The organism is Sphingomonas faeni (assembly GCF_040407565.1).
In the GTDB taxonomy this organism is placed as follows: domain Bacteria; phylum Pseudomonadota; class Alphaproteobacteria; order Sphingomonadales; family Sphingomonadaceae; genus Sphingomonas; species Sphingomonas faeni_F.
In genome coordinates this window covers 386,389-412,600 of the sequence record NZ_JAPZPR010000002.1, presented here as the reverse complement: position 1 = coordinate 412,600, position 26,212 = coordinate 386,389, and the positions used below count along the sequence as shown (strand labels likewise).

General features: G+C 66.2%; 17 protein-coding genes. 5 read left to right on the top strand and 12 right to left on the bottom strand.

The window, feature by feature from the left end; genetic code table 11:
• Positions 1–115: 115 nt before the first annotated feature.
• Both O6Y00_RS06285 and O6Y00_RS06280 read right to left on the bottom strand, forming a co-directional pair.
• Positions 116–1,759 (bottom strand): TPM domain-containing protein, encoded by a 1,644-nt coding sequence (locus tag O6Y00_RS06285; RefSeq protein ID WP_353441741.1) that lies wholly within the window; start codon positions 1,757–1,759, stop codon positions 116–118.
• 15 nt (positions 1,760–1,774) lie between these two features.
• Complete coding sequence (locus O6Y00_RS06280) at positions 1,775–2,617, bottom strand: DUF3667 domain-containing protein (RefSeq protein ID WP_353441740.1); 843 nt, start codon at positions 2,615–2,617, stop codon at positions 1,775–1,777.
• 444 nt (positions 2,618–3,061) lie between these two features.
• On the opposite strand from O6Y00_RS06280, the gene O6Y00_RS06275 reads away from it, so the two are divergent.
• From O6Y00_RS06275 to O6Y00_RS06260, 4 genes are all read left to right on the top strand, one after another.
• Positions 3,062–6,244 (top strand): TonB-dependent receptor, encoded by a 3,183-nt coding sequence (locus O6Y00_RS06275; protein ID WP_353441739.1) that lies wholly within the window; start codon positions 3,062–3,064, stop codon positions 6,242–6,244.
• A gap of 182 nt (positions 6,245–6,426) precedes the next feature.
• Positions 6,427–6,906, top strand: a complete 480-nt coding sequence (locus O6Y00_RS06270) for a hypothetical protein (RefSeq protein WP_353441738.1) — start codon at positions 6,427–6,429, stop codon at positions 6,904–6,906.
• A gap of 81 nt (positions 6,907–6,987) precedes the next feature.
• A complete protein-coding gene (locus tag O6Y00_RS06265) occupies positions 6,988–9,348 on the top strand; it encodes a TonB-dependent receptor (RefSeq protein ID WP_353441737.1) in 2,361 nt (786 codons plus the stop codon).
• 38 nt (positions 9,349–9,386) lie between these two features.
• The gene (locus O6Y00_RS06260) at positions 9,387–10,838 is read left to right on the top strand and encodes a PepSY-associated TM helix domain-containing protein (protein WP_353441850.1); all 1,452 of its coding nucleotides are present in this window, start codon (positions 9,387–9,389) and stop codon (positions 10,836–10,838) included.
• 78 nt (positions 10,839–10,916) lie between these two features.
• On the opposite strand, the gene O6Y00_RS06255 is transcribed toward O6Y00_RS06260, so the two are convergent.
• The 10 genes from O6Y00_RS06255 to O6Y00_RS06210 form a co-directional block, all read right to left on the bottom strand.
• The gene (locus tag O6Y00_RS06255) at positions 10,917–12,959 is read right to left on the bottom strand and encodes a TonB-dependent receptor (protein WP_353441736.1); all 2,043 of its coding nucleotides are present in this window, start codon (positions 12,957–12,959) and stop codon (positions 10,917–10,919) included.
• 262 nt (positions 12,960–13,221) lie between these two features.
• Positions 13,222–13,587 (bottom strand): hypothetical protein, encoded by a 366-nt coding sequence (locus O6Y00_RS06250; protein ID WP_353441735.1) that lies wholly within the window; start codon positions 13,585–13,587, stop codon positions 13,222–13,224.
• A 241-nt stretch (positions 13,588–13,828) separates the two neighbouring features.
• On the bottom strand, positions 13,829–14,062 hold the full coding sequence (locus O6Y00_RS06245) for a hypothetical protein (RefSeq protein ID WP_353441734.1): 234 nt from the start codon (positions 14,060–14,062) through the stop codon (positions 13,829–13,831).
• Complete coding sequence (locus tag O6Y00_RS06240; RefSeq protein ID WP_353441733.1) at positions 14,059–14,361, bottom strand: hypothetical protein; 303 nt, start codon at positions 14,359–14,361, stop codon at positions 14,059–14,061. Before O6Y00_RS06240 ends, O6Y00_RS06245 begins: the two co-directional genes overlap by 4 nt.
• 433 nt (positions 14,362–14,794) lie before the next feature.
• Positions 14,795–16,516, bottom strand: a complete 1,722-nt coding sequence (nagE, locus tag O6Y00_RS06235) for an N-acetylglucosamine-specific PTS transporter subunit IIBC (RefSeq protein ID WP_353441732.1) — start codon at positions 16,514–16,516, stop codon at positions 14,795–14,797.
• Positions 16,513–19,119, bottom strand: coding sequence for a phosphoenolpyruvate--protein phosphotransferase (gene ptsP / locus O6Y00_RS06230; RefSeq protein WP_353441731.1), 2,607 nt, complete (start codon positions 19,117–19,119; stop codon positions 16,513–16,515). The genes nagE and ptsP overlap by 4 nt, the downstream gene beginning before the upstream one ends.
• 3 nt (positions 19,120–19,122) lie before the next feature.
• The gene (nagA, locus tag O6Y00_RS06225) at positions 19,123–20,289 is read right to left on the bottom strand and encodes an N-acetylglucosamine-6-phosphate deacetylase (protein ID WP_353441730.1); all 1,167 of its coding nucleotides are present in this window, start codon (positions 20,287–20,289) and stop codon (positions 19,123–19,125) included.
• A complete protein-coding gene (locus O6Y00_RS06220) occupies positions 20,286–21,293 on the bottom strand; it encodes an SIS domain-containing protein (protein WP_353441849.1) in 1,008 nt (335 codons plus the stop codon). Before O6Y00_RS06220 ends, nagA begins: the two co-directional genes overlap by 4 nt.
• Positions 21,294–21,376: 83 nt before the next feature.
• Positions 21,377–22,114: a GntR family transcriptional regulator gene (locus O6Y00_RS06215; RefSeq protein WP_353441729.1), complete on the bottom strand. Its 738-nt coding sequence runs from the start codon at positions 22,112–22,114 to the stop codon at positions 21,377–21,379.
• Between the two features lie 88 nt (positions 22,115–22,202).
• Entirely contained in the window at positions 22,203–22,973 is a 771-nt protein-coding gene (locus O6Y00_RS06210; RefSeq protein WP_353441728.1) for a copper homeostasis protein CutC, read from the bottom strand.
• A gap of 366 nt (positions 22,974–23,339) precedes the next feature.
• On the opposite strand from O6Y00_RS06210, the gene O6Y00_RS06205 reads away from it, so the two are divergent.
• Positions 23,340–26,129, top strand: coding sequence for a TonB-dependent receptor (locus tag O6Y00_RS06205; protein WP_353441848.1), 2,790 nt, complete (start codon positions 23,340–23,342; stop codon positions 26,127–26,129).
• Positions 26,130–26,212 lie beyond the last annotated feature (83 nt).

Below are 26,212 nucleotides of genomic sequence, written 5' to 3'. Positions count from 1 at the left end.
CAACGGCTTCTGGGTCAGCGTTCCACGCCGTTGCGGCAGGAGAACTGCCACCGCCCTCGCTGGACCGCCAAGCAGGCAAGGCGGCGCGTCGCCAGCGGGTGTGCGAGAAGGACGATCAGATCGCGTCGTAGCTGAACAGCCACATCGACGAGGCCTGTTTGCTGGCCCTGTCGCCGGTGCTCTGAAGGCGGCCGACCGCGGTATACCGGTTGCCGTCCTTGAGGGCACCGGACGGCATCAGGGGGGCAAGGCGCGGCGCGACGTAGAGCACGAGGTCGTGGCCGTCATCGGTGGTCATGCTGACTGCGGTGTACCCGAGTTTTCCACCCAGCAGCCGTTCGTTCGCCTGGCCAAAGCCGGTCGAGGATTTGAGGTTGGTGATGCGGCCCTTGACCCGGACCAGATTGCCGTTGGGTTGGTCGGTGGCGGCGTCGAACGGGCGCTTCGTGCGCATCCGCTCGGCGTTGATCGCGGTATAATGGTCGAGCAACTGGCCCAGGCTCTGATAGCCGATCGTCCATTTGCTGCGCTCGGCCCAGAACAACGTCCCGTCGAACACGGTGAACAGCGCGTCGGTCCAGCCGGCGCATCCGTCGGCATCCTCGCAATTGGGCCATGCCGCGTCGATCCATTGCCGGAGCTGCGCGTTCGGATCCGAGAATTCGGCTTCCTTGGCGAGACCGGGCCCGAATGCGACCCCGGCCTGATGTTGCCGAGGCGCGACGACCGCGACCGCGCCGTTGCCGACGTCGAGCTTGCCGATCCGCAACTGGCGCATCATAGCCCAGGCATAGTCGTTCGCGGACATGCCCTTCAGGTCGTCGACCACCAGGATGCTCATTTCGACGCCTGAATCCTTGGCGAGACGATAAAGCCGCTGCTCCATCCTCTTTACGCGCACTGGGTCGAGCCGTCCGGTTTCGTCGACGATGAAGCGGCCGTATTTGAACGGTATCGATCCAGGAGTAGGCAGCAGGCGGGCAGGGACAGAGGCGTTCACGATCGCAGGCGTTGCGGTCGGCTGTGGTGCTGTCGGACCTTCGGCGATCGCGCCCGTGGCCGCACCGCCCGCCATGGGCGCTTTTCCGCTCGCGCACTCAAGCCCACCCGATTGCGTGCAGGATTGCAGCCAGCCCTGGCGGATCGCATCGGCGCGCTGGTCCTTTGCAGGGTGGGTCGGCGAGCCATGGCTGCTGCCCACCGTCAGGATCATCCGCTGCGCCTCGGGGAGTGGGGCGCCCATCTTCTGCAGGACGTAGCCGCTGAACTTGTCGGCTTCCAGCTCGATTTCCGGCCGACTGCCGCCCGGTACGATCGTATGCCCCGACAGATGGTGCGCGATCTCGTGCGCCATGATGCTGATCGGACCCCAGGGGCTGCCGCCGACCTGCGCCTCGGCCGCCTTCATGAACGCGGGATTGAACGCGATCACCCGGCGCGGCACCCGCTTGTCGTCGAGCATGATGATCGCGGCGGCGTTGGGCACCGGCCCGGAGACGACGACGAAATTGGCGGGGAGGCCGGTATAGCCCATGATCCGCGTGACCGCGCTGGCGCAATCCCGCGGTGCGCCGCCGGTCAGCGCGGCGACATCGGCCTGGACCGGCTTGCCGTCGTAGGAACACGCCTGCAGCGTCGACGCGATCGCCTCGACCTTGGCCGCGCTGTACGCCGTTTTGCTGGTGTCGTCCCCCTTGCCGCATCCGCTTGTCAGGAGGGCTGCCAGCACGCTCATCGATGCCAGATGCAGGGTCCGCATGTCACCGTCTCCTCGTCAGCGGCTTACCAGCCACAGGATCGCCCATGCGTAGATGCGCAGCAGCGTCCAGTTGATCGCGGAGACCATGATGCCGGCTAAAAACAGCCTTGGCCAGTCGGTTCGCCATGTGAGGAGGAAGAACTGGCGATAGGCCACCACGACGACCAACGTCTTGAGTATGGGCACGTAAACCTGCGACGCCGCCTTGTGCGCGAGGATGAAGGCCGGGTCATGCCAGATCAGCGTCGGCAACAGGTTGATGCTGATGAACGCCAACACGATCGACTGGCAGTAGATTGCCAGCACTATCACTTCGATCAGGTTGTAGCCGAGCCGGCGCCGGAAAACGATCGCTGCCGCGGTGACGATGGCGACGATGCCAAGCGAGAAGCTCCAGTTGGAGTAAGCGAGCACCTGCGCGGCCATGCGCTTGACGACGCCATCGCGATCGACGCCTGCATAGACGCTGAAATACTGGTTGGTCGCTAGCATCAGAACCAGCAGGGCGACGGTCGCCACGAGCAGCTTCAGCGGATGCATGTAGGCCGTGCGCCGACCCATCACGTAATCGCGCGCGACCGTACCGGGCGAGACGATCAGCCGGCCTAGCGTCCGCACCGCGGGCAGCTCGAACAGGCGGAGCCGATCCCAGGTTTCCTTGCGGATATCGTGCCAGACGAACCGTTTCGCGGTTTTCTGACCGCACGCGCCGCAATAGGCCGTCGTCAACGAGGCCCCGCAATTGCGGCATTCGGGCTGGGCGAACCAATCGTCCGACACCGCGATATCGGGAACGGGCGGGGTGCGTCGCGGATCCTCGCCGAACGCGTCGGCAAGCCTGCGGCGGAGATCAGCCATCTCAACTCCCGTGGTTATCGTGCGTCGAAACCTAGCACAGGTTTACCTCGCCAAGGAACCGGCGCAGCCTTTTCAACTCGCCTTTGCGCGAGCGCACAGTGCTACCGCTATCACCCAGCGCAGCGCTGGTAAGGCAGATCTGCGTAAGATACTTCTGCCAAGGCCCTGATATGGCCGGCATCTGGTCATGCAAATCCACCTGATTTGGCCTAACAGAACTGTCTTGACTCGCCGGTCAACCTACCTAAAAGATACCGCTATCAACGGACTGCACAGACAGGCGTGATCGGGAGATGGAGGGCTTGGACGCGGACGATTTGCCAGGCCGCATACCGATTTCGCAGAGCGTTTTCCGCGCCCAGTCCTGTGCATCGTGCTTCGACTACCACCAAGAATAACGCGTCTCGTCGCAACGTCGGCAAAGTCTCAGAGGGGATCCTGACCATGGCATCTTATAAAATGGTACCGCGCATGACGCGCGCTGCGCTGTTGTGCGCGACGACGATGAGCGCGCTGTGGGCAACCGCGATTACGGCGCAGACGGCTGCGGCGCCCCCGGCGCAAACGGCCGCGCCAACACCGACGCCGGCGCCAGCGGACCCGCAGGATGCGGGGGCCGAGACCCCAGCCCGGCAAGCGCCGCTTCAGGCCCAGGATACGCAAGGCACCACCGGTGAAGACATCGTCGTTACCGGCTATCGCTCGAGCCTCGCCAAGTCGACCAACGCCAAGCGCGCGTCGACCGGGTTCACGGATTCGATCTTCGCCGAGGATATCGGCAAGTTCCCCGACACCAACATCGCCGAATCGTTCAATCGCATTCCCGGCATCACGATCACGCGCGACGTGACGGGCGAGGGCACCAACGTCGCGATCCGCGGGCTCGGGTCGAACTTCACGAACGTGACGCTGAACGGCGCGACGATCGCGGTCGCCTCCTCGGGCGCTACCGATGCGCAGGGCACCGATCGTTCGGTCGATCTCAGCTTCTTCCCGACCGACCTGTTCACCAAGCTGACCGTGAACAAGAGCTACACGGCCGACCTTCTCGAAGGGGGGGCGGCAGGCAATATCGATCTGCGGTCTGCGCGGCCGTTCGACCGGTCGACCTCGTTCCTGGCGTATAACGTGCAGGGCACGAAGCAGACGCCGGAGGACCGGATCGGGGCGCGCGGCTCTCTGATCGGCAGCTGGCGTAACGACACGTTCGGCATTCTCGCCGGCGTCTCCGCCCAGCGCCTGTTCACCGACACACGCGGGTTCGAGACGATCGGCTATACCAATCCCGCACTTACCGCCGCGCAGTGCGGCGCCGCGTCGGGCTGCAACACGACCGCTGGTGGCAACTGGACGATTCCGGCAGTGGTACCGGTCGGCGCCGGGGCCGGGCTGGTCGCGGGGACGACGATCGACTCCGCGTTCCTGCTCGCGAACAATCCCGGTGCGACGATCCAGCAGATCGACAACGCGCTGCTGCCGCGGCTGGGACGCGTCGCCAGCATTCGTGGTCCGCGCGACCGGATCAACGCGATCATCAGCGCCGAGTGGCAGCCGATCGACACGCTGCATCTCTATGTCGACGGGCTTTACGGCTACAAGAAGAACGAGTTGATCCGCGAGGATATGGCCTGGATCGTCCGCAACGGGGCGATCATCCCGACCAAGCTCACGTTCGACAAGACCGATTGCACGGTCGGCTGCGTCGTGACCGGCGGCACGTTCGCCAACGCGCAGTTCTTCGACGAATTCCGCCCGTACACCGAGACGACCAAGCTGTTCAGCATCAACCCCGGTGGCGAGTGGGAGATCTCGAACACGCTCAAGCTCAATCTTCAGGGTAATTATGCGCGCTCGACCTTCCACCGCGAAAGCCCGACTGTCGGCCTGACGACCCCGTTGGGCGTCGGCAATACGGTAACCTATACCAACACCGGCGGCGTCCCGAGCATCGTCAGCGCGCTCGACCTCAACGACCCGAAGAACTTCGGCTGGAACGCAGGCAGTCGCGTGAACCTCCAGGACGAACGCCGGCTCAACAAGAGCAAGGGCGCACGCGGCGATCTGACCTGGGGCGAGAAGGCGCTCAATCTCAAGGTCGGCGGCGCGTTCGACGACGTGTCGCGGCGCATCCGCGGCTTCGACAACGGCCAGGCCTGGCAGAATGCGGTGTGCGGCAACAACCCGAACGTGTTCGTGCCATCGCCCAATTCGCAGCCACCCTGCGCCGGCCTGAACGCGCCCGGCGTCGCGCCCGCGGGCTACCCGACCTATCCGGGCTATGGCACCGGATCGACGACCGGCCTGTCGGGGCCGATCACCTATGGCGGGTCGCTCGTGCCGAATGGAGCGGCCCCGGGCTATCTCTCGCCCGGCCCGGCGGGCTTCGTGACGGTCGACTTCCCCGCCTTCGCCGCGGCGACCAACTACCAGGCGTTCCACGACGCCGCACCCGACACCGGCGGCTCCAACACCGGGGCCAGCGGCGGCCTGATCCGCGAAATCGTAAAGTCGGCATTCGCCACGCTCAACGGCGAGCAGGAACTGGGCGGCAACTTGCTGCGCTTCAATGCCGGCGTGCGCTACGTCAACACGATCCAGACGATCTCGGGTCGCGTCTCGCTTCCCGATCCGCGCAACACGACCCCTACCGGCGTGGCGCTGCCCGACGGCAGCCGGTATGCCAACATCGTCAACATCGTGAAGACGCGGAACGAATATGCGAAGTGGCTGCCGGCGGCGACGTTCGCCTACGACGTCGGCGAACATGCGGTGGTCCGGGTCGCCGGCTCGCGGACGATGACGCGTCCCGATCCCGCGCAGCAACTGCCCGGCGTCAGCTTCGGTGCGCCGTCAGCCGACCAGGCGAACATCGGCAACCCGGCGCTGAAGCCCTATCTGTCGACCAACCTCGATCTCGGGTTCGAATATTATACCGGGCGCGAGGGCGTGATCAGCTTCAACGCCTTCCGCAAGTCGATCACGGGGTTCACCAACACCGCGATCAGCACCGTGCCGTTCTCGAACCTGGCGCAGTACGGGATCACCTACGATACGCTCAACCCGACACAGCAGATCGCGATCAATGCGCGCGGCGGCCCCGGTGCCGCACAGGTGCAGGTCACGTCGCAGGTCAACGTGCCCAACAAGCTGACGATCAACGGGCTCGAATTCCAGTGGGTCCAGCCGCTCGATTTCCTGACGCGGATGATCGGCGTCACCGGGTTCGGCGTCAACGCCAACGCGACGGTCGTCGACCAGCGTAGCGACGGGCCGGCCACCGCGTTCGGCGTCTCGCCGTTCACGTACAACATCACCGGCTATTACGAGAAGCACGGCGTGATGCTGCGCGTGTCGACGACTTCGCGCGAGGGGTCGGTCAACAGCGGGACGGCGCAGAACGGCATCCCTGCTGCGGCGCTGTTCGGCACGGACTACACGACGTATGATTTCTCGTCGTCGTTCGATCTCGACAAGATCTTTGGGATTGCCCACGCGCCGCAGCTGACGGTGAACGTGGCGAACTTCACGAACGCGACGCTGCGCTCCTACTTCCAGTTCGAGAACGCGACGTTCACGCAGTACAAGCCGGGCCGTCAGTTCCTGGTCGGACTGCGCGGGACGTTCTAGACCGGTTGGCCTAGACCGGTTGGCGGCGACGACACCATGACGATGCGCCGGGCGACGACGGGCGGCACGGTGGTCGGGAGTTTTGGTGAAACCGGGATCGATCACCGGCGCGCCCGGCGCCGGATGACACCACCCGCGGGGTACGCTATCCGCAGCACGTGCTCTTCGTTCGCCGTCTCCTGATGCATCGCTGCTTCGTCGTGCTTCTGTGCGCCGCGACGCTGATGCTCAAGCTGCTGGTGCCGACCGGATATATGGTCGGCAGCCATCATGGACGCGTGACGATCGAACTGTGTCCCGGCGTCGCGGCCCAGCCGATGGCGATGGCGACCGACATGGCAATGTCGGGGGCAATGTCGGGGGCAAGGTCGATGGCGATGCCAGGGGCGATGACGTCGGAGGCGATGTCCGAAGCGATGGCGATGCCTGGTATGCACGGCGACGTCGCGGACCACGGCAAGTCGCAGGATCACGGCAAGCGCGACATGCCGTGCGCCTTCTCCGGCCTGTCCGCCGCATCGCTGGGTGCGGTCGATCCGGTTCTGCTGGTCGCGCTGATTACCTCCGTCATGGCCCTGGGGCTATTGCCGGTCATGCTGCCGACGTTCACCCGGCGCAGCCATTTGCGACCGCCGCTGCGAGGACCGCCGGGCTTCCTTTGATCGACCCGTTGCAGGCTTCTGCGGGAGCTTGCGCCATCCACGCTCCGTGCGCACCGCGCCGGGGCGATCAAAGGCCCGTCCATGATCCGATTTCATCCGGCGGCGGGGGCGCTCATGCCCTGCCTGCTGTTCGCCATACCTGTCTCCGCGCAGGTATCTCCCCCGCCTAGCGACACGTCCGCTGACACCGACGGTGGTCGGCGTGGCGAGGCCGGGGAGATTATCGTCACTGCGCAAAAGCGGCCGCAAGCCCTTCAGGACGTTCCGGCAAGCGTCACGATCCTGTCCGCCGATCTGCTGCGCCGGCTCAACGCGCAGGACTTCTCCAGGGTCGCCGACGCGGTGCCCGGCGTGGCATTCGCGACCACCGGCCTCGGCAATTCGCAATATATCATTCGCGGGATCGGCGGGGTCGGCTTCGTCCAGTCGCCGACGACGGGCGTCTACCTCGACGAGACACCGCTCCAGACGCGCGCGCTCCGCGGCTTCTCGCAGCCCGATCCACAGCTGTTCGACGTAGCGCGGGTGGAGGTATTGCGCGGACCGCAGGGCGTGTTGTTCGGATCGTCGACGATGGGCGGCCTGGTCCGCATCGTCACCAACCAACCCGATCCGACACGGGTCGCGGCGTCGGGTCAAGCCAGTGTCTCAAGCGTGACCGATGGCGGTACGACCTGGGATGCGAAGGCGATGGTCAACCTGCCGATCGTCGCCGACACGCTGGCGCTGCGGGTCTCGGGCGGCGTCGTCCGGCAGGGCGGCTGGATCGACGACCTCCGGCCGACGACCGGCGATCTGACCGCGAACGCGGGAACGTCGGCGGTGCGGAAGGACGTCAACTGGACACGCACCGGCACCGTGCGCATGGCCCTGCGCTGGAACGCGACGCCGACGCTGACGATCACGCCGTCGTTCGTCTGGCAGGATAGCTACAGCAACGCCGATCGCCCCCATAGCGACGTGACGTTCGGCAAGCGCGCGCGGCAAAAGGCGCACTACGAAGATACGTTCGCCAAGGATCGGTTCGTCGTCGGTTCGCTTCTGGTCGAGCAACGGTTCGACATGCTGGGCGGCTTCACCCTGTCGTCCAACGCGTCGTATCTAGATCGACGGAACCGGCTGCTGTTCGATGTCACCGCGTTCGACTCTCCGATCGTCGAGAATGTCGTCGGCCCCGGCCCTGGCGGCAAACTGTTCCCGACCCCGCTCGTCGATGTCGGTCGCACCAGGCAGTTCACGCAGGAGGTTCGCGCGGTGTCCGACGGCACCGGTCGCCTGCAATACGTCGTGGGCGCATTCTACCGCGACCTGCGCCAGAATTCGGGGCGCACCATCACCGTCGCAGACCTGTTCGGCGTCGTCGCACCGCTACCACTGGGTGCGAGCACGCCGCCCGTCATCCAGGACGCCACGGTCCGCTTTCGCGAGAGCGAGCGTGCAGCGTTCGGCGAGCTGACCTATGCGGTCGTCCCGAAGGTGAAGGTTTCCGCCGGCGCGCGCGTCTTTGCCTATCGCCAGCGCGAGGCAAGCCGACGCTACGGGATCGGCGGCGTCGCGGGCGGCGACCTCGCCTACGCGTATGACGAGCGCAATCGCGAGAGCGGCGTCACGCCGCGTTTTACCGCGAGCTACGCGCCGAGCCATGCCGTCACCCTCTACACCAGCTATGCGCAGGGTTTCCGCACCGGCGGCGTCAACGCGCCGGTGACCGACGACATCTGCTTGCCTGCGGAACGGCGTGCGGCGGGCATCCCCGACGTGCCGCCGCCCTATGACAGCGACCGGACCGACAATTACGAACTCGGCGCCAAGACCAGCCTATTCGGAGGCCGGCTGCGGATCAACGGGGCGGCGTACGTGATCGACTGGAAGGACTATCAGCAGGCGTTTCAAACCGCGTGCGGGATCAATAACGCGACAACCGTCTCGTTCACCGTCAACGCCGGTCGCGTCCGCAGCCGGGGCGGCGAGCTCGAGGTGTCGACCTCGCCGATCCGGGGGCTCGACCTGGCGGCCGGCGCAGCGTTCACCGACGCGACCTATCGCAACGCGGTCCCCAATCTGCTGCTCGCCGCCGGATCGCGCGTGCTCGACGTGCCGCGGTGGACGTGGAACGCGCGCGGTGACTACCAGGTCGCGCTGACCCGCGATCTTGCCGGCACGCTGTTCGCTGCGGCCCGCCATGTCGGCGCGACCGACAGCGGATTCGGCGAAGGCGAGGTGTTGCCGCGTGCCGCCTATACGCTCGTCGACGGCGCTGCCGGCGTGCGGACGCAGGGCGGCCTGGGGATCGAACTGTTCGTCACCAACCTGTTCGATGTCGTCCCCGTCTTCGGCCAGGAGTTCACGACCTCGCCCGGCAACACCAGCGCGACGAGCTATTTTTCCTATCTCGTCGGACCACCGCGTACCGTCGGACTCCGTCTGACCAAGGGCCTGTGATGACAGGCAAGGGGGTGATGGCAGGCCACGAAGCTTCGATGACTTCGAAGGGATCTAAAACCGATGGGCGGCGATCCGGCGCGCGCTGGTACACCGCGGTGTGGCGCTGGCATTTCTACGCCGGACTATTCTGTATCCCGTTCGTCATCTGGCTGGCACTGACGGGGACGATCTACCTCTGGCGTCCGCAGCTGGAGTCGTGGCTGGATCGTCCATACGACCGCCTGCCGGTGGCGGGGTGGACGGTTACCACGAATGCCGGCGCCGATGCCGATGCCGATGCCGATGCCGATGCCGATGCCGATGCCGATGCCGAGGTCGGCGCGGCGATGCGTGCGGTGCCGGGGTCGTCGCTGCGCACATACGTGCTTCCGGACGATCCGCGACAGGCCGTGCGTGTGATCGTCACGGCGAACGGGATTGACACCCGCGTCTATGTCGATCCGCGCTCGCACGCGATCCTGAAGGTGATCGACGAGGACGAACGGCCGCTCAACGTGGTGATGCGGCTGCACGGCGAATTGCTGGCGGGGGCATCGGGCAGCTATCTCGTCGAGCTCGCGGCTTGCTGGGCGATCGTCATGCTCCTCACCGGCCTCTATCTGTGGTGGCCACGGGGACGGAATGGGCTTGCGGGCGTGCTTTATCCGCGCCTGCGGGGTGGGAGACGTGTGTTCTGGCGCGATATCCACGCCACTGTCGGTATCTGGGTGTCGGTGTTCGCGCTCGGGCTGATCGTCACGGGGCTGCCGTGGGCGACCGCTTGGGGCACGTACCTGGGCGAGGTCCGCATACTGACCGGCACCGCGCAGGGACCGGTCGATTGGACGATCGGTGGTAGGCCGGCGACACCCGACGCCGATGCGATGCCGGGTCCGCATGCCGGTCATGCGGGCATGGCGATGGATAGCACGATGCGAAAATCGCCGGTCCGTCCTGGCGAACTCGACCGGGTGATCGCGACCGTCCGTCCGCTGCGGATTGCCCCGCCGGTGCTGATTGCGCCGCCAGCGCACGACGATCGGGTGTGGACGATATCGTCGAATGCGGCCGATCGGCCGCTGCGCTTGGAGGTGCAGGTCGATGGCGGGACCGGACGCGTGCTGGGGCATGTCGACTTCGCCGATCGGCACTGGATCGATCGCGCGATCGGTTATGGCATCGCCGTCCACGAAGGCGCGCTGTTCGGCCTCGCCAACCAGCTGCTCGGGACGCTGACCGCGCTCCTGCTCGTCCTGCTCGCGGTGTCGGGGGCGATCCTGTGGTGGCGCCGCCGCCTACCGGGTTTGCTGGGCGCTCCCCTGCCGTCGACGCGCCCGCGGTTTCGGGTCGGGCTGGTCGCGGCGATCGTCACGCTCGGCGTCTGCATGCCGCTGTTCGGGGCAAGTCTGCTGGCGGTTCTCGCCGCGGAAGCGACGGTGCTGCGCCGCATCCCCGCGACGCGCCGCTGGCTGGGGCTCGAACGGGCAACGACGTCGCGACAGCCGTAAACAGCAGGACGCGTGTCGTGTCCCTGAGGCTCGCGGTGATCGCCGCTCGGCGGGATGGCCGAGCGGCGATGTCACGCGTCAGAAGCTTTTGTGGAGTCCGGCGAAGAACCCACGTCGCGCACCATATTGCGGGGCGCCGACGCCGACGCCGGAGCCATCGCGCAGCAGATAGGTCTTGTCCGCGACGTTGGTGACGTTGAAGCTGATCGACAGCCCCTTCATCATGCCCGGCCCGTCGAAGTTCTGCGCGATGCCGAGGTTGGCGGTGATGTACGAGGGCAGTTTTCCGCCATTGGGTATGATCCCCGCCGGATCGTCGGACCGCAGACCGTTGCCGTAAAGGACATCGACTGCGGGAACCAGCGTGCCGATGCCGTCGTGGATAGACACGCTGCCGCCTCCGGATCCCGTCCATCGTTGCGAGTGATCCGTGAAGATGTAGTGATTGGCGATGTAGGCGAGTTCGTCCGGCGCGAAGAAATATTGGCTGGAGACGATGTCGGTGCCCTTTTCCTGGCCCCGCGCGACGTTGGCGTACAGGTCCAGCGGTCCCCTGGTATAGTTGGTGCTCAGTTCGACGCCCCAGGCATAGCCCTTGGCATAGTTGAATGGGGAGAGGACGAGCGACGGGCCGAACTGTCCTTCGTCGAGCAGGTTGCGCTTGATCTTGTAATAGGCGTCGATCCCGATCTTGAAGCCGGGCGCGAAAGTCTGCTGAACGCCGCCATCGAAATAATGCTCGCGCTCGGCGCGCACCGGATCGGCGGTCGTGATCGCGGTCGCCTTGGTGGTACCGTTGAACAGCGCGAGGGTCGGGGACGCGACCAGTTCCTGCGGTGGCGGCGTGAAGTTCCGCGCGTAGCCGAGATGGAAGACCGTCGCGCTTGCCGCCTTCCAGACAAGGTTCGCGCGCGGGCTGACCTGCTGTTCGTTCGTGTAGGCACGCACCGCGTCGAACCGCGCGCCGTAGTTTAACGTCAGTTTCGGGGTGAGCGACCACTCATCCTGCAGATAGACGCCGTAGAGCTGTCCGGTCTTTCCGCCCATGTCCGTGATCGACAACGGCACGTCCGAGGTCTGTTGGCCGTCGTCATCGACCGAGAAGACGCGCGACGTGACGTTCGACCGGGTCCGCTCGTTCTGGAAGAACACACCGAACCGTAGCGTGTGACTGTCCGACAGCGTATAGCTGCCATCCGCCTGTACGCCCAGCGTCAGGCTCGACAATCGCGACCGATCGGCAACGCCGGCCAGGATCAGGTCCCCGCCCAGAGGATCGGGCGTGAAGCGGGTCTGTGAATAGCGTGCGAACGGCGCGATCTGCAGATTGAGCGCATCGCCCGCATATTGATAGGCGAGCACGCCGTAATGCGTGATCTCGCGCTGGTTCTGATCGAGTTTCGCGGAATCGAAGGACGATCGGCCGTTCAGCGTGAACGCTGGATCCTGCCCCGGGTTGTTCGGAATCTGGAAATATCCGATCGAGGTGCCGCCGAACGCGGTGATCCGGCTGCTGTCGGACAGGATGTCGGAGAGATAGCCGAACGCGCGGTATTGGCGTGTGTGGTCGTGGATCGCATCGCGCGACGCGGTCGGGTTCTCGACTCCGAGATCGTTTTCCAGATAACTTCCCGAGGCGAAATAGTTGAGCCGCCCGGTCGACCCGTGGATGCTGGCGGTCGGTTCGATCGTGCCGCGACTGCCGCCATAGATGCCGATATCGCCGCCATTGTCGAAATTGCCGGTGCGCGTCTTGAGGTTGATGACCCCCGACGTGCGATAGCCATATTGGGCGGGCAGCGTACCGCTCAGCAGGTCGATCGAATCGGCGATGTGCGGATCGAAGGTCGATCCGAACCCGGATATGCTTTCCGGAACGATGATCCCATTCAGGCGGTATTGCAGGTTGGCGTGTTCGTTGCGGACGTGGATCGCACCATAGCTGTCGAGCGTAACGCCCGGCGCCTGGAGCAGGACCTGGGAAAGGCTGCGATCGAGACCGCCGGGTTGCCGCTGGAGGTCCGCGCGGTCGAGCGTGTAGTCGCTTGCGCCCAGCGATGGCAGGATCGCATCGCGCGCGGCGTCGAGCCGCCGCCCGGTGACGACGATGTCCTTCGGCAAGACCTCCGTTGAGGAGGGGGCGGTTGCCGATGGTGAAGGATCGGTTGGCGGAGACGACGATATGGTCGTTGTTGCGGCGGGGGTATCGGCGGCGCGCTGGGCGGAGGCGGCGCAAGGCGCAAGCGCGGCGGTGGCCGCACCCAGCAAGAGAAGGTGTCGCATGTTGAAGAACGCTCCATGAACCTCGCGCGGAGCCGCCGATGGGCGAGTCCGACGCGGTGCGAGCGGCCGCGTCGCTGCGGCCTGCCCGGCGAGACTAGTGTCAGGCTTGGAGAGGGCGCGGCGGTGCGCGACTACGCCATGCATGCGAGCGGCTTGACCAGGACGGTCCACGGTGCGGGGTTGCACCGACCCAGATCTCGGCCTGAGGCGGTGGCGTGATGGTCGCGAGCTGCGGCACGATATACGCATCCGCATGCGCCAGCTCTTCGCAGATCGGGCAGTTGGACGGCTGGTCTTGCGGCGGGTGCCCGCGGCGAACGGCGCTGTGCGGGTCCGCCGCTGTTACGTCTTGGTAGACCGACGCCACGGCGGCATGCGGATGGACATGGGCCCGAACCAGGACCGTCTGGCACACCAGCGCAAACAGCGCGACGACCAGCGTGAGCGCCTGGCAAAGCCGTCCCATAAAGTCGGCATCGCACACCGTCGGGCGTAGCGCCGTCAGACAGTCCGAACCGCGGTGGCGCGCATTCATTCTCGGCACGCTTCCGTTTGCCGCCCGCGGATCCTGATCGATGTCTTCAACTGCAACTCTAGTCTCGACCCATCGCCAGGATTTAATGTTGTACTATATCATTGCGCGATCGGTTTGGACAGGCTGAAAAGTTGTCCGTGCCGCCGCAGGTTCGCCCGCCAGAATGTGAGCCCTAGCTCACACCCTGTTTGCGCGCGCCTGCGATCATTCTGCTCGCGACCTGGCGGACTGCTTGATCATCCTTCGTACCGTCGGTTGCCGGGTCGCCGAGATGGTCGAGGCTCCGCTCCATGAAGTCCAGCAGGCCGGGGTGTCGATCTTCGACATATTCCATCAGTTTGAACAGCAGGTGCTCGGTCGCGATCTCACGCTGGCGCGCCTGTGGAAGCGCGTTCGTGTCGGTCACTTCGCACCCTGCTCGGCGGCGTCGAACTCGCCGAACGCGTCGTGGACTTCGGCAGCGGCAACGTCGTCACTGACCTCGACCGTCACGACTACCCGGCCGTTCAATTCGGCATCGTCGCGCGCCTCCGGACTTGGCATGCCGGCCGCGTTGTCCGACCCGGCTTCTTCGGTTCCGGCGGAGTTGGCCTCGCCCTCGGGCGCCACCACGATCTTGGTGCGATCGATATCGAATTGCTGGACCAGCCGCTCGACGGCCATTTCGGCGTCGCGGCGCGTATCGAATTTCCCGATCAACTTCATAATGCCAATCCTCAAGCAAGCATGGTTGAACAGAGAACCCCCGAGATCGCCGGCGGTGCCATGCACACACGGTTTTGCTGCGCACCGGGTCAATTTGATGTAACATTTGCCGGACCACAAAACGGCGAACTCGAGTAGAGGCTCGAGAGCGCCATCGACAGGATTGGAGCGGTGCCATTCCCCAACGCGCGCTAAAACCCGATCAACGCCTTCGCGAGCATCTGGAAGACGCCCTGGCGGAAGCGGACGCACTCGGCTGGACCGTCGTCGCGGCGTTGATCGCCGAGGCGCTCGATGCCGTTGAGCAGCCGACGCGGTAACGACGGGACGCGGCGGGGCCGGTTCGCAGGATCGTGGCGAGGGCGTTTCCAGCCCGCCGTCTGAAGCAGCGCGCTGCGAATGGCTGGAGCGGGTTGCGTCCGCGGCGTCGGGGTTAGCCCGCGATAATCGCCGCGTCCGCGTCGCCGGCCAGCAACAAGTGGAGCAGTCCGGGGGCCGGGCGGGCGATGGCATGGATGCCGAGCGCTTCGAGCGCCGGCGTCGAGGCGCGATCGACGTCGTTCAGGCGAATGCGCAGGCGGGTGCCGTGTCGGCTTGCGGTCCGGATATTGTCCGGGCCGCCGAGCGCGGCGAGCGTGGCGGGCGTGAGTTGGACGTCGGTGTTGGCGATGCTGGTCGCGATCGACGCGTGCTGGTCGGCAACGGGCACCGAGCCGCTGGCGGCGATCGCATCGCGGATCTCCACCGCGACCGAGTCCGCGATCGGACCGAGGACGATCTGCAGCGCATTCGCCGAGGGCCGGATCAGGCCGCGCGCGCCGAGTGCCTTGAGCCGTGGTTCGTCGACCAGTTTCTGGTTCGCGACGATCAGCCGCAACCGCGTCGTACAGGCGCCGACACTGGTGAGGTTGGCAGCCCCACCCAGCGCTTCGGCGAAGGCCGCACCGCGTTCGCTCTTGGCGACGACAACGGCCGCGACCGGTACGTCACGCTCGCGGCCCGGGGTCGGCAAATCGAGGCGTTTGATGACGGTCCGGAACAGGACGTAGTAGATCGCGGCATAGGCGAGGCCGACCGGGATCAGCAGCAGCGGCTTGGTCGCCTTGCCGTAGTTCAGCACGTAGTCGAACAGCCCGGCCGAGAAGCCGAACCCGAGCTTCACGCGGAGCGCGTTCATCAGCGCCATCGACAGCCCGGTGAGCACCGCATGGATAGCGTAGAGCACCGGTGCAAGGAACATGAAGCTGAACTCGATCGGCTCGGTCACGCCGGTCAGCGCAGAGGTGAGCGCGAGGCTCAGCAGCATGCCGCCGACCGCTTTGCGACGCTCGGGCAACGCGGCGTGGTACATCGCGAGACACGCGGCGGGCAGGCCGAACATCATGATGGGGAAGAACCCGGCCATGAAGGCGCCCGCGGTCGGATCGCCGGCGAAGAAGCGGCGAAGGTCACCCGTCGTCCCGTGGTAATCGCCGGCGACGAACCAGACGATGTTGTTGAGCAGATGGTGCAGCCCCGTGACGAGCAGCAATCGGTTGAGCAACCCGAACGCGAACAGGCCGAACCCGCCGGCGCCGCTGATCCCGTAGCTCAGCGCGTCGATACCTGTGCTGAGCGCACCGAAACCGAGCCCAACGATCAGGCCGAGCGCAAGTCCCGCAAGCCCGCTGACGATCGGGACGAACCGGCGACCGCCGAAGAAGGCGAGATATTCGGGCAACGCGATAGTCGAGAAGCGGTTGTAGAAACTGCCGCCGATCAGGCCCGAGAGGATGCCGATCGGTACGTCGAGCCGCGCGATCGCCTTGGCTTTCCACGCCGCGGTGGCGAGCGCGATCGTGTCGCCGGTGAACCCCTTGAGCGCATCGACGGGGACGGTCATCAGGGCCTGCGCGCCCTGCGTCGTGACGAGGTAGCAGACGACGCCCGCGAGACACGCGGCGCCGTTGCCGTCGCGCGCGAAGCCAGTGGCGACGCCGATCGCGAAGAGCAGGCCGAGATGCGAGAAGATCGCGTCGCCGGCCGCGCTGAGCACCGCGATGTCGAGCAGGTCGGGCTGGCCGAGTCGCAGCAGCAGCCCGGCGACGGGCAGCACCGCGATCGGCAGCATGAGCGCGCGGCCGAGCGGCTGGAGGGCTTCGAGCAGCGACTTCATGGGCGGAACTCCCGGGCGAGCGTTCGCACGTCCGCGGCTGAAATGCAGTTGAGCGCGGCGGCGGCATGCGCGCGGCAGGCGTCGATCGTGAGCGTCGCGACCAGTGCCTTGATTTCGGGCACGAGCGCTGGTGCGGACGAGAGTTCGGTGACGCCGAGCCCGATCAGGATCGGCACGGCGAGCGGATCGGAGGCGAGGCTCCCGCACACGCCGGTCCATTTGCTGTGGACCGCACCGCCTTTGCAGGTCCGCGCGATCAGGCGGAGCACGGCGGGATGGAGCCCATCAAGGTCGCTCGCCACCGCCGGATTGCCGCGGTCCATCGCGAGCGCGTATTGCGTCAGGTCGTTGGTGCCGATCGAGAGGAAATCGGCTTCGCTGGCGAGCAGGTCGGCGGTGATCGCGGCGGCGGGCGTCTCGATCATGATGCCCAGTGCGATCGGATCGGTGTGGCCGGTCGCGGCGGCTGCGGCGTCGAGGGCGGTGCGGACCGCGCGGAGCTCGGCGAGGCTCGCGATCATCGGGACCATGATCCGGCACTGGCCGGCGGGGCGGACCGCGAGGATCGCGCGCAGCTGTGCGTCGAGCATCTCGGGATGCGCTAGGCCGACGCGGATGCCGCGCAGGCCTAGCGCCGGGTTTTCTTCGGCTGCGATGGGGAGGTACGGCGCGGGCTTGTCGCCGCCGATGTCGAGCAGGCGGACGATCAGCGGGCGACCGTCGAGGGTGTCGGCGATGCGCTGGTAATCGGCGGTCTGTTCCGCGACGCTGGGCGCGCTGTCGCGTTCGAGGAACAGGAATTCGGTGCGGAGCAGTCCGCAGCCTTCGGCGCCGTTGCGGACCGCGGCTTCGGCATCGTCGGCAGACCCGAGATTGGCGAACGCTTCGATCCGGACGCCGTCCTGCGTGCGGCATTCGCGCGCGGCGTTGGCGAGCGCGGCGCGGCGGCGTTCGGTCTGCGCGTCGAACGCGGTTTGGGCGGTCGCGATCGTTCCGGCATCGGGGGCGACGTGGAGCAGGCCGGCACCGGCGTCGAGGATCAGCGGGGTATCCGCGGCGATCTCAGCGAGTGCGGGGCCGACTGCGACCAGGGCGGGCAGGCCCATGGTCGCAGCGAGGATCGCGACGTGCGACGTCGGCCCGCCGCGCTCGACGCAGAAGCCGACGATCGACGCGGTGTCGAGACCGAGCAGATGCGAGGGGAGCAGGTCGTCCGCCAGCAGGATCGTGCCGGGCGGGAAGCTGAGGCGTTCGTCGAGGTCTTCGCCGGCGAGCGCGCGGAGCACCTGGCGTTCGAGATCGAGCATGTCGTCGGCGCGTTCGGCGAGGCGCGCGTCGCCGGTGGCGTGGAGCGCGTCGGCCTGCGCACGGATCGCGGTGCGCCAGGCGTAGGCGGCGCTGTCGCCTTGCGCGATCGCGGCGTGGGCGTCTTCGGTCAGCGTCGGGTCGTCGAGCAGCGCAGTATGCGCGGACAGGATCGCGCGCTCGGCGCCGGTCGCTGTGGCCGATTTTGCGGCGAGGCGGGTCGCGACAGTGGCGAGCGCTTCGTCGAGAGCGGCGCGTTCGGTGGTCGGGTCGGCGCCTTCGCGAATGACGGCGATCTCGGCGAGGCGGAAGAGGCCGGCCTGGCCGATCGCGATTCCGGGGGATGCGGTGACGCCGGGGAGGCGGCCGTCGGCGGGTAGCGTTGCAACCTGAGTTCGCGCAGCTGCCTGTTCCCCCGGGGAGGCGGGAGCCCAGGACCCAGCAGCGCCATCGTTCGTGACTCCTCGGCCCCCGCCCCCGCGGGGGAACGAGGATAGGGACGGTACTGCTGCCGGTGGCGCAATTCCGCCCGCCCCGGGCTTCTCGCCCATGCCGCCGAGGATCAGGTCGCCGATCGCGGCAAGCGCGTCGGCGGCGTCGGGACCGGTGGCGGCGAGCGTGATTTCGTCGCCGAGCTTTACGCCGAGCGCCATCAGCGCGACCGGGCTGCGGACGTTGCCCTCGCGCTCATCCTTAGTGATCTTAACGTCGGCAACGAACTTGCGCGCGATCTCGCCGATCCGCGCCGCGGGGCGCGCATGGATGCCGTGCACCAACGGCATGACGATCGTGCGGCGGACGGTGTCGCCCTCGACGATCGGCATGTCGGCGGCGTCCGCGCGAAGCTCGAGCGTCATCATCGCCGCGCCGACGCCGACCAGTCGATCGGTCTCGCGACGGACGATCGTGAAGCGTTCCGGGTTGGTGACGATGACCGGCGTGATCACCGCACGCGCCTCGCAGACCAGCAGGTCGAGGTCGAAGCGGATCAGCGGATCGCCGCGATCGACGGTCATGCCTTCGCTCACGCATGCGTTGAACCCGCGACCGCCGAGCGCCACCGTGTCGAGCCCGATGTGCATCAGTATCTCGGCGCCCTCGGCGGTGCGCAGCGTGATCGCATGGCCGCTGGCATGGACGCTCAGCACGACCGCATCACACGGCGCATGCAGGCAATCGCCGGTCGGGTCGACCGCGATCCCGTCGCCCATCATCCGTTCGGCGAAGACCGGGTCGGGGACGGCCTCGAGCGGCGATGCCCAGCCCTGGAGGGGCGACGTCAGGATGATCGGCTTCATGGTCTAGTTCCCCTGTATCGCGAGGGGGCCCGCCACCAGTCGTCCGCCGATCCAGGTGCCCGCGGGCCTTAGGTCGGCGGTGAGCGCTACCCAGTCAGCGCGCAAACCAGGGGCGAGCGCGCCGCGTTCGTGCGAAAGGCCCAGGAACGCGGCGGGGTAGGTCGCCGCCATCGCCGCGGCGGTCGGCACGTCGGCCTGCGTCCGCGCGACCAGGTTGCGGACCGCGCCGGCCATGTCGAGATCGGAGCCGGCAAGCGTCCCGTCCTCGCCGAAGCATTTGCCGTCCTCGACATGGATCAGCCGCCCTTGCAGGCGGAAATCCTTGTCGACAGCGCCGACCGACGGCATCGCGTCGCTGACCAGCATCAGCCGGTCGTGCGGGCGGGCGTTGAGCGCGAGGCGGAGCGCGGCGTCGTGGACGTGGAGGCCATCGGCGATCAGACCGCAATAGGCGCTGCGGTCGTCGAGTGCGGCGCCGACCACGCCCGGCGCGCGGTGCAGCAACGGCGACATCGCATTGAACAGATGCGTGATGCCCGTCATCCCGGCGGCGAGCGCAGCGACGATCGTCTCGTAATCGGCGTCGGTATGGCCGGCGCTGACGATCACCCCGCCTGCGACCAATCGCGCGATCGAGGCGGGATCGGTCAGTTCTGGCGCGAGCGTCACCATCACGCGGCCCTTGCGCGGCCGGATCAGCAGCTCGATCATGGCATCGTCGAGCAGGCGAAACTTGGCCGGGTCGTGAATGCCCTTGCGCGACGGATTGATCCAGGGACCTTCGATATGCGCGCCGACCACACCGGGAACGCCCGCCAGAACTGCGGCGTCCATCGCGTCGAGCGTCGCGGCGATCACGTCGGGCGTATCGCTGATCAGCGTCGGCATGAACGCGGTCGTGCCGTAGGGCGCGTGCGCCGCACCGATCGCGGCGATCCCTGCGACGGTCGGCTCGTCGTTGAGCAGAACGCCGCCGCCGCCGTTGACCTGGGTATCGATGAAACCGGGGAGCAGCCAGCCGCCTGCGAGGTCGATGGCATCAGTGGCCCGAGTGTCCACGCCTGTGATCGAGACGATCCGGTCGCCATCGATCGTGATCGTCGCACCGTTCAGCAGCGCGTCCGGGGTGACGATTGTGCCGTTTGCGAACTGCATCTGGAGGCCGCTCATACCGTCTTGGTGACCTTGCTCAGGTGGCGCGGCGCGTCGGGGTCGAGGCCTCGCCGCAGCGAGAGCGAATTGGCCATGCGGTAGAAGCTCTGGATCATGAGGATCGGTTCGATTGCAGGATGCGCGGTGAAGGCGGCGGGCGCGCTTGCCCCGTCAGCCTTGGCGTCCGCGAGGCACAACACGGCACCGCGCGCGCGGAACTCCGCTGCCGCGTCCCGCACGCCGTCGCCGGCGGTGTCCGATGTGGCGAACGCGATTACTGGAAAGCCGTCGTTGACGATCGCCATCGGCCCGTGGCGGACTTCTGCGGCGCTGAACGCCTCGGCATGCAGTGCGCAGGTTTCCTTCAGCTTCAACGCGGCTTCCTGCGCGATCCCGTAGCCATAGCCGCGGCCGATCACGAACAGGTTGTTGGCATCGGCGAGCGAGTCGACCACCGATGTCCAGTCCGCCTCGAACGCGCGCGACAGCAGCGTCGGCAGCGCGTCGATCGCCTCGGCAAGCGCCGCATTCGCCGACCACGCCGCGGTCAGCGCCGCGAACGCCGCCAGCGCGCAGATATAGGACTTGGTCGCGGCGACGGATTTCTCAGGGCCAGCCTTCAGCGCGATCATCGTATCGGCCATCTCGGCGAGCGGCGACGCCTCGTCGTTGACGAACGCGACGACATGCGCGCCCGCGTCGCGATATGCCGTTACGGTCGCGAGCAGATCGGGGCTGCGACCGCTCTGCGACACCGCGATCACGAGTGCGGTGCCGGGCGCCATCGGTGCGGCATAGACCGACGATACCGACGGCGCGGCGGAGGCAACGGGCACGCCGAGCAGCGTTTCGATCAGATATTTGCCGTAGGTGGCGGCATGATCGGACGAGCCGCGCGCGCAGGTGACGACCACGGCAGGGGGTGCGGCCCGCAGCCGTTCGCCCAGTGCCGCGAGCGCCGCGCGATTGGCGTCGAGCAGACGCGCAACGGCGGCGGCTGCTTCGGCGGCCTCGCTGAACATCAGCGTCTGCGGCAACGCCGCGGTGGTCGCGGTATCGATAGTCTCAGTCACGGTAAGCCCCCCGGCCGGCGTACGTGCCAGCGTCAGATGTCGTTCAATTCGGCGACGAGATCATATGCGTCGCCACGGTAGTAGGATTGGGTGAATTCGGCCGCACGCCCGTCGCGCAGGAAGCCGCGGCGCTCGATGAACAGACCGGCATGGCCTGCATCGACACCGAGCATCTTGGCGTGTTCGGGGCTGAAATGAACCGCGCGCAGGCGTTGCAGCGCGCGCACCGGACGGTTTCCCGCAGCTTCGAGCGCCTGGTAGAGCGAGGCGTCGACCGCGTCGATGGATGGCAGGCAATAGCCGGCGATGGTCGAATATTCGAGCGCCATCGCCACGTCGTCGGCATAGCGCAGGCGTTGGAACCTGTAGACGGTCGACCCCGGCGAAAGCCCGAGCGACAGCGATTCCTCGGGGGTTACCATGCCGGTGGTGCGGCTGACCCACGCACTGCTCGGCGTGCGACCGCGCGCGGTCATGTCTTCCGAGAAGGACGACAGTTTCGAGAAGCTCTTCTCGACCCGGGTGGCGACGAACGTGCCGGCGCCGCGGCGACGCGTGAGCAGGCCTTCCTCGACCAGTCCGCCGATCGCCTTGCGCACGGTGATGCGTGACACGTCGTATTCGACCGCCAGATCGCGTTCTGCCGGCAGCGCGTCGTCCTTTGCCAGCACGTTGCGGTTGATCGCGTCGCGGATCAGCTGCTGGAGCTGGACGTACAGGGGAGCGGGGTTGCCGTCCCGGAATCTGCCGATGCTCGTTGAAAAGGACATGAAGGCGACTTCCCCTGATGCCGGAGCGGACCTCGCATGAAGAGGGGGCCCAGCAACCGATTATTGATACGTTATGAATTGGTATTGTTCAAGTGTGTTTGCCAATACCCCTGCGCGCCGCGGTCTTGAGGGCGCGGACACTGGCTTCGTCGGTACGGCGGCGTCCCGGAGCGGTAAAGCCGAACCTGCGTTCTCGCGCCGTATCGACGCCACCGGTGTCATCGCCCGGATCGGCCACGCTGCATGATGCATGCACTTCGCCGAGGCCGATATCGAGGAACGCGCCGACATTGCTCGCGGTGATCCCGCTGCCAGGGAGGATGACGATGCGACCTGCCGCGCGCTGGTGCAACGCCGCCAGCATCGAAACGCCGTCGATCGCCCGGGGTTCGCCACCGGATGTCAGGATCCGATCGAAGCCCAGTGCGATCGCGGCGTCGAGGGCGTCGGGCATATCAGCGCACAGGTCGATCACGCGGTGCAGCGTCAGCGACAAGGGGGCTCCACGGATGTCGCCCAAAGCCCGCGCGTGCGCTACTAGCCGGGAAAGCAAGGCGATATCGAGCCGGTGGTCCGCGCTGCTGGCACCGATCACGACGCCGGCCAGCCCCGCCTCGGCGGCGGTGGTGATATCGTCGGCGATCATCGCGGCCTCGCGCGCGGCGTAGTGGAAACCCCCTTCGCGCGGGCGCGCAAGCATATGAACAGGGAGCGGCGTCGTTCGGGCCATCGCGATCAGCGACCGGGGCGGCGTCAGGCCACCCAGGCTAAGCGCAGCGCACAGTTCGATGCGGTCCGCGCCGCCGGAAACCGCCGCGTCGAGCCCTGCCGCGGTATCGACGCACACTTCCAGGATCATGACCCGGCCTCCCATTGGTCGCAACATTCTTGCGTTTGATCGATCGAATCGGCAGCTTCAATCCCTATTTTTCCCGGATTGGGTCAGCAATGGTACTATAACTTCTGATTCATGCTTTTTCGGGGTTCCTGCGGAGTTCGCCACGCCGAGTTTTCAAGCCGATGAAAACAAACGATATCCGCGATAGCGCCCAGCGTCACCCAACTGTAATTTTCAATGGATTCGGAAAATAAATTGGTTATATATCTGCGCCATCAGGTCGCGTTTGAAAGAACCAAAGCAATACCGCGCGGGAAATGATCGAGGCGGCGTGAATCGTTCACGCTGGGGTGGCGCTGCGGCGTCGATTAGGAAGGGGCTTTGACGATGGTTTTCGGTAAGCAGGTTTTGTTGGCATCGAGTGCCGTGATCTTCGTGGCGGCGACGCCCGCGGCGTTCGCTCAGGCCGAGTCCGCACCATCGACGGCGCCCGCCGCTGCCGCGCAGGATGCGGCACCCGCAGCCGCGCAGGGTGACGACATCGTCGTCACCGGTATCCGCGGCAGCCTGCGCAGCGCGATCGCCGTCAAGCGCAACGCCAACGCCGTCGTCGACGTGATCTCGGCCGAGGACATCGGCAAGTTCCCCGATCGCAACGTCGCTGAATCGCTGTCGCACATCCCCGGCGTCAGCATCGATCGTCGCTTCGGCGAGGGCGAGAAGGTCGCGATCCTCGGCACCGATCCCGCGCTGAACCGCATGCTGCTCGATGGCCACGCGCTCGCGTCGGCCGACTGGGGTGGCAACGACAATGATCCGTCGAGCCGCACCTTCAACTATTCGCTGCTCGCACCCGAGCTGGTCGACCGCCTCGAGGTCTACAAGTCGCCCGAGCCGCGCATCGAGGAAGGCAGCCTCGGCGGTACGGTCATCGTCCGCACGCGCCGTCCGCTCGACCTGAAGGCCAACGCGATCTTCGCGTCGGGCGGCTATTCGTACAACGACCGTTCGGACAAGGGCAATGTCCGCGGCTCGGGCCTGTACAGCTGGAAGAACAAGGACGAGACGTTCGGCGTCCTCGTCGCCGCGACCTACGACAAGCAGAGCTTGACCCGCGCCGGCGTCGAGTTCTTTGGCTACGACAACGTCGCACCGAATGCCGACGGCACCTACAACAGCCCGTTCGTCAACCGCGCCGCCGACGGCACGCTGAGCCTCAAGAGCCCCGGCGCGACGATCACCGGCGGCACGATTTCGGACCTTTACAAGGCGGCGTCGCCGTTCGGCATCAACTACGCCTATTTCCAGCAAACGCGCGAGCGCAAGAGCGTGTCGGGGACGGTCCAGTATCGGCCGACGTCCGACCTGACGTTCACGCTCAACGGCCTGCACATCAACGGCAACTACAACAACTACAGCCAGTCGATGTACACGATCCCCGGCGCGTGGACCGGCGACGTGCTGCAATCGGCGAACATCAGCAACGGCGTGGTCAACGCAGCCTCGTTCGGCGCGGCGCGGAGCCAGTCGGCGCAGCTCGACACGCTGGTGCGTAAAACCAAGCTGAAGACCGACAACATCAACTTCTTTGCTGATTACGAGGGCGATGGCGGCGCCAAGGTGTCGTTCGCGGGCGGCTGGAGCAAGGCGGTCGGCGGGCGTAATCCCGAATATCTGTTCAACGTCCAGACCAAGCTGCCCTACAGCTATGCCTTCACGAACAACACCTCGACGGTGAACTTCGTCGGCGATCAGACCAACCCTGCGAACTATTTCACCAACCCCAACAACAATCCCGCGCAGATCGAAGGCCGTCCGGTCATCATCAACGGGACGCAGCTGAACGCCGCGCAGATCGGTGGCCAGGATTTCAGCGTCACCACCGATCGCGACATCTTCGGCGGCTATGACGCGACCATCCCGGTTGAGTTCGGTCCCTTCAAGGAGATCATGCTCGGCAGCCGCGTGACCGATCACGTCAACCGGGTCGATGCGCGGGGCATCAACACGTACCTGACCAGCTCGCGGACGATCGCGCAGCTCGGCGCTACCGCGCTGGTCACGCCGGACGGCACGTTCGACGGCAGCGGCGGCATGGGCAATGCGACGTCGTATCTGAACCTGCCGCAGCAATCGGTGATCGATATCCTGTCGGGTGCGATCAACACGCCGCTCATCACCAAGGTCGGCGCGTCGACCAAGGTCCGGGAAACGGTCATCGCCTCCTATGCGCAGGCGAATTTTGACCAGGGCGGGTTCCGCGGTAACATCGGTGGTCGCATGGTCTACACCCGCGACATCTCGAACTATGCGACCACGCCGAGCGCGCAGGTCAACCCGCAGCCGGTGCCGACCCGCACCTCGACCGACTATCTGAAGTTCCTGCCGAGCCTCAACATCGCCTACTCGGTGTCGCCGACGGTAATCGTGCGTGGCGCGGTGGCCAAGGTGATCTCGCGGCCGCGCTATCAGGATCTCGCAGCGGCGACCACGCTCAACGACGTCACGCTCGACGGCGGCGGCGGCAACCCGAACCTGAAGCCGTATGAATCGACCAACTACGAGTTGACCGCGGAATGGTATCCGCGCTCGGGCACGCTGCTGGCGGTCGAGCTGTTCCGTCGCGACATCAAGAACTACATCATCAGCTTCCGCCAGAACGTCGACTATTTCAACGCGCTTCAGAACCGGATCACTCCGTACAACGTCAGCCAGCCGATCAACGGCGCCAAGGCCAAGGTCAACGGCGTGCTCGTTTCGGGCCAGGCGGAGATCTGGGGCGGGTTCGGCCTCCAGGCGAACTATTCGTACCAGGACAGCAGCACCTCGTCGGTCGACGTGACCGGCACGGAACTGAACCTGCCGTATCTGTCGAAGCACACGGTCAACGTGATCCCGTATTTCGAGAGCGGCCCGTTCCAGGCACGCCTGAGCTACAACTACCGCACCGCGTATTTCCGGACGATCGGTCGTCTGGGTTCGCGCGAGATGGTGGCACCGTACAACCAGCTCGATTTCTCGGCCGGATTCAACGTGACGCCAGCGGTGACGCTGTCGGTCAACGCGCAGAACCTGCTCGACGAGACCTATCTCCAGTATAACGCGACGCCGGATCGTCCGACCGCGTTCTACAAGAACGGCCGGACGTTCTCGGCATCGCTCTCGTTCCGGATGTAGGCTGGACGACGCGGCTGGCGACGATGTGGCGCGTATTGAGGCGCGCCACATTGTCGCGAACGAAAGTATAAAGTCACGGCATG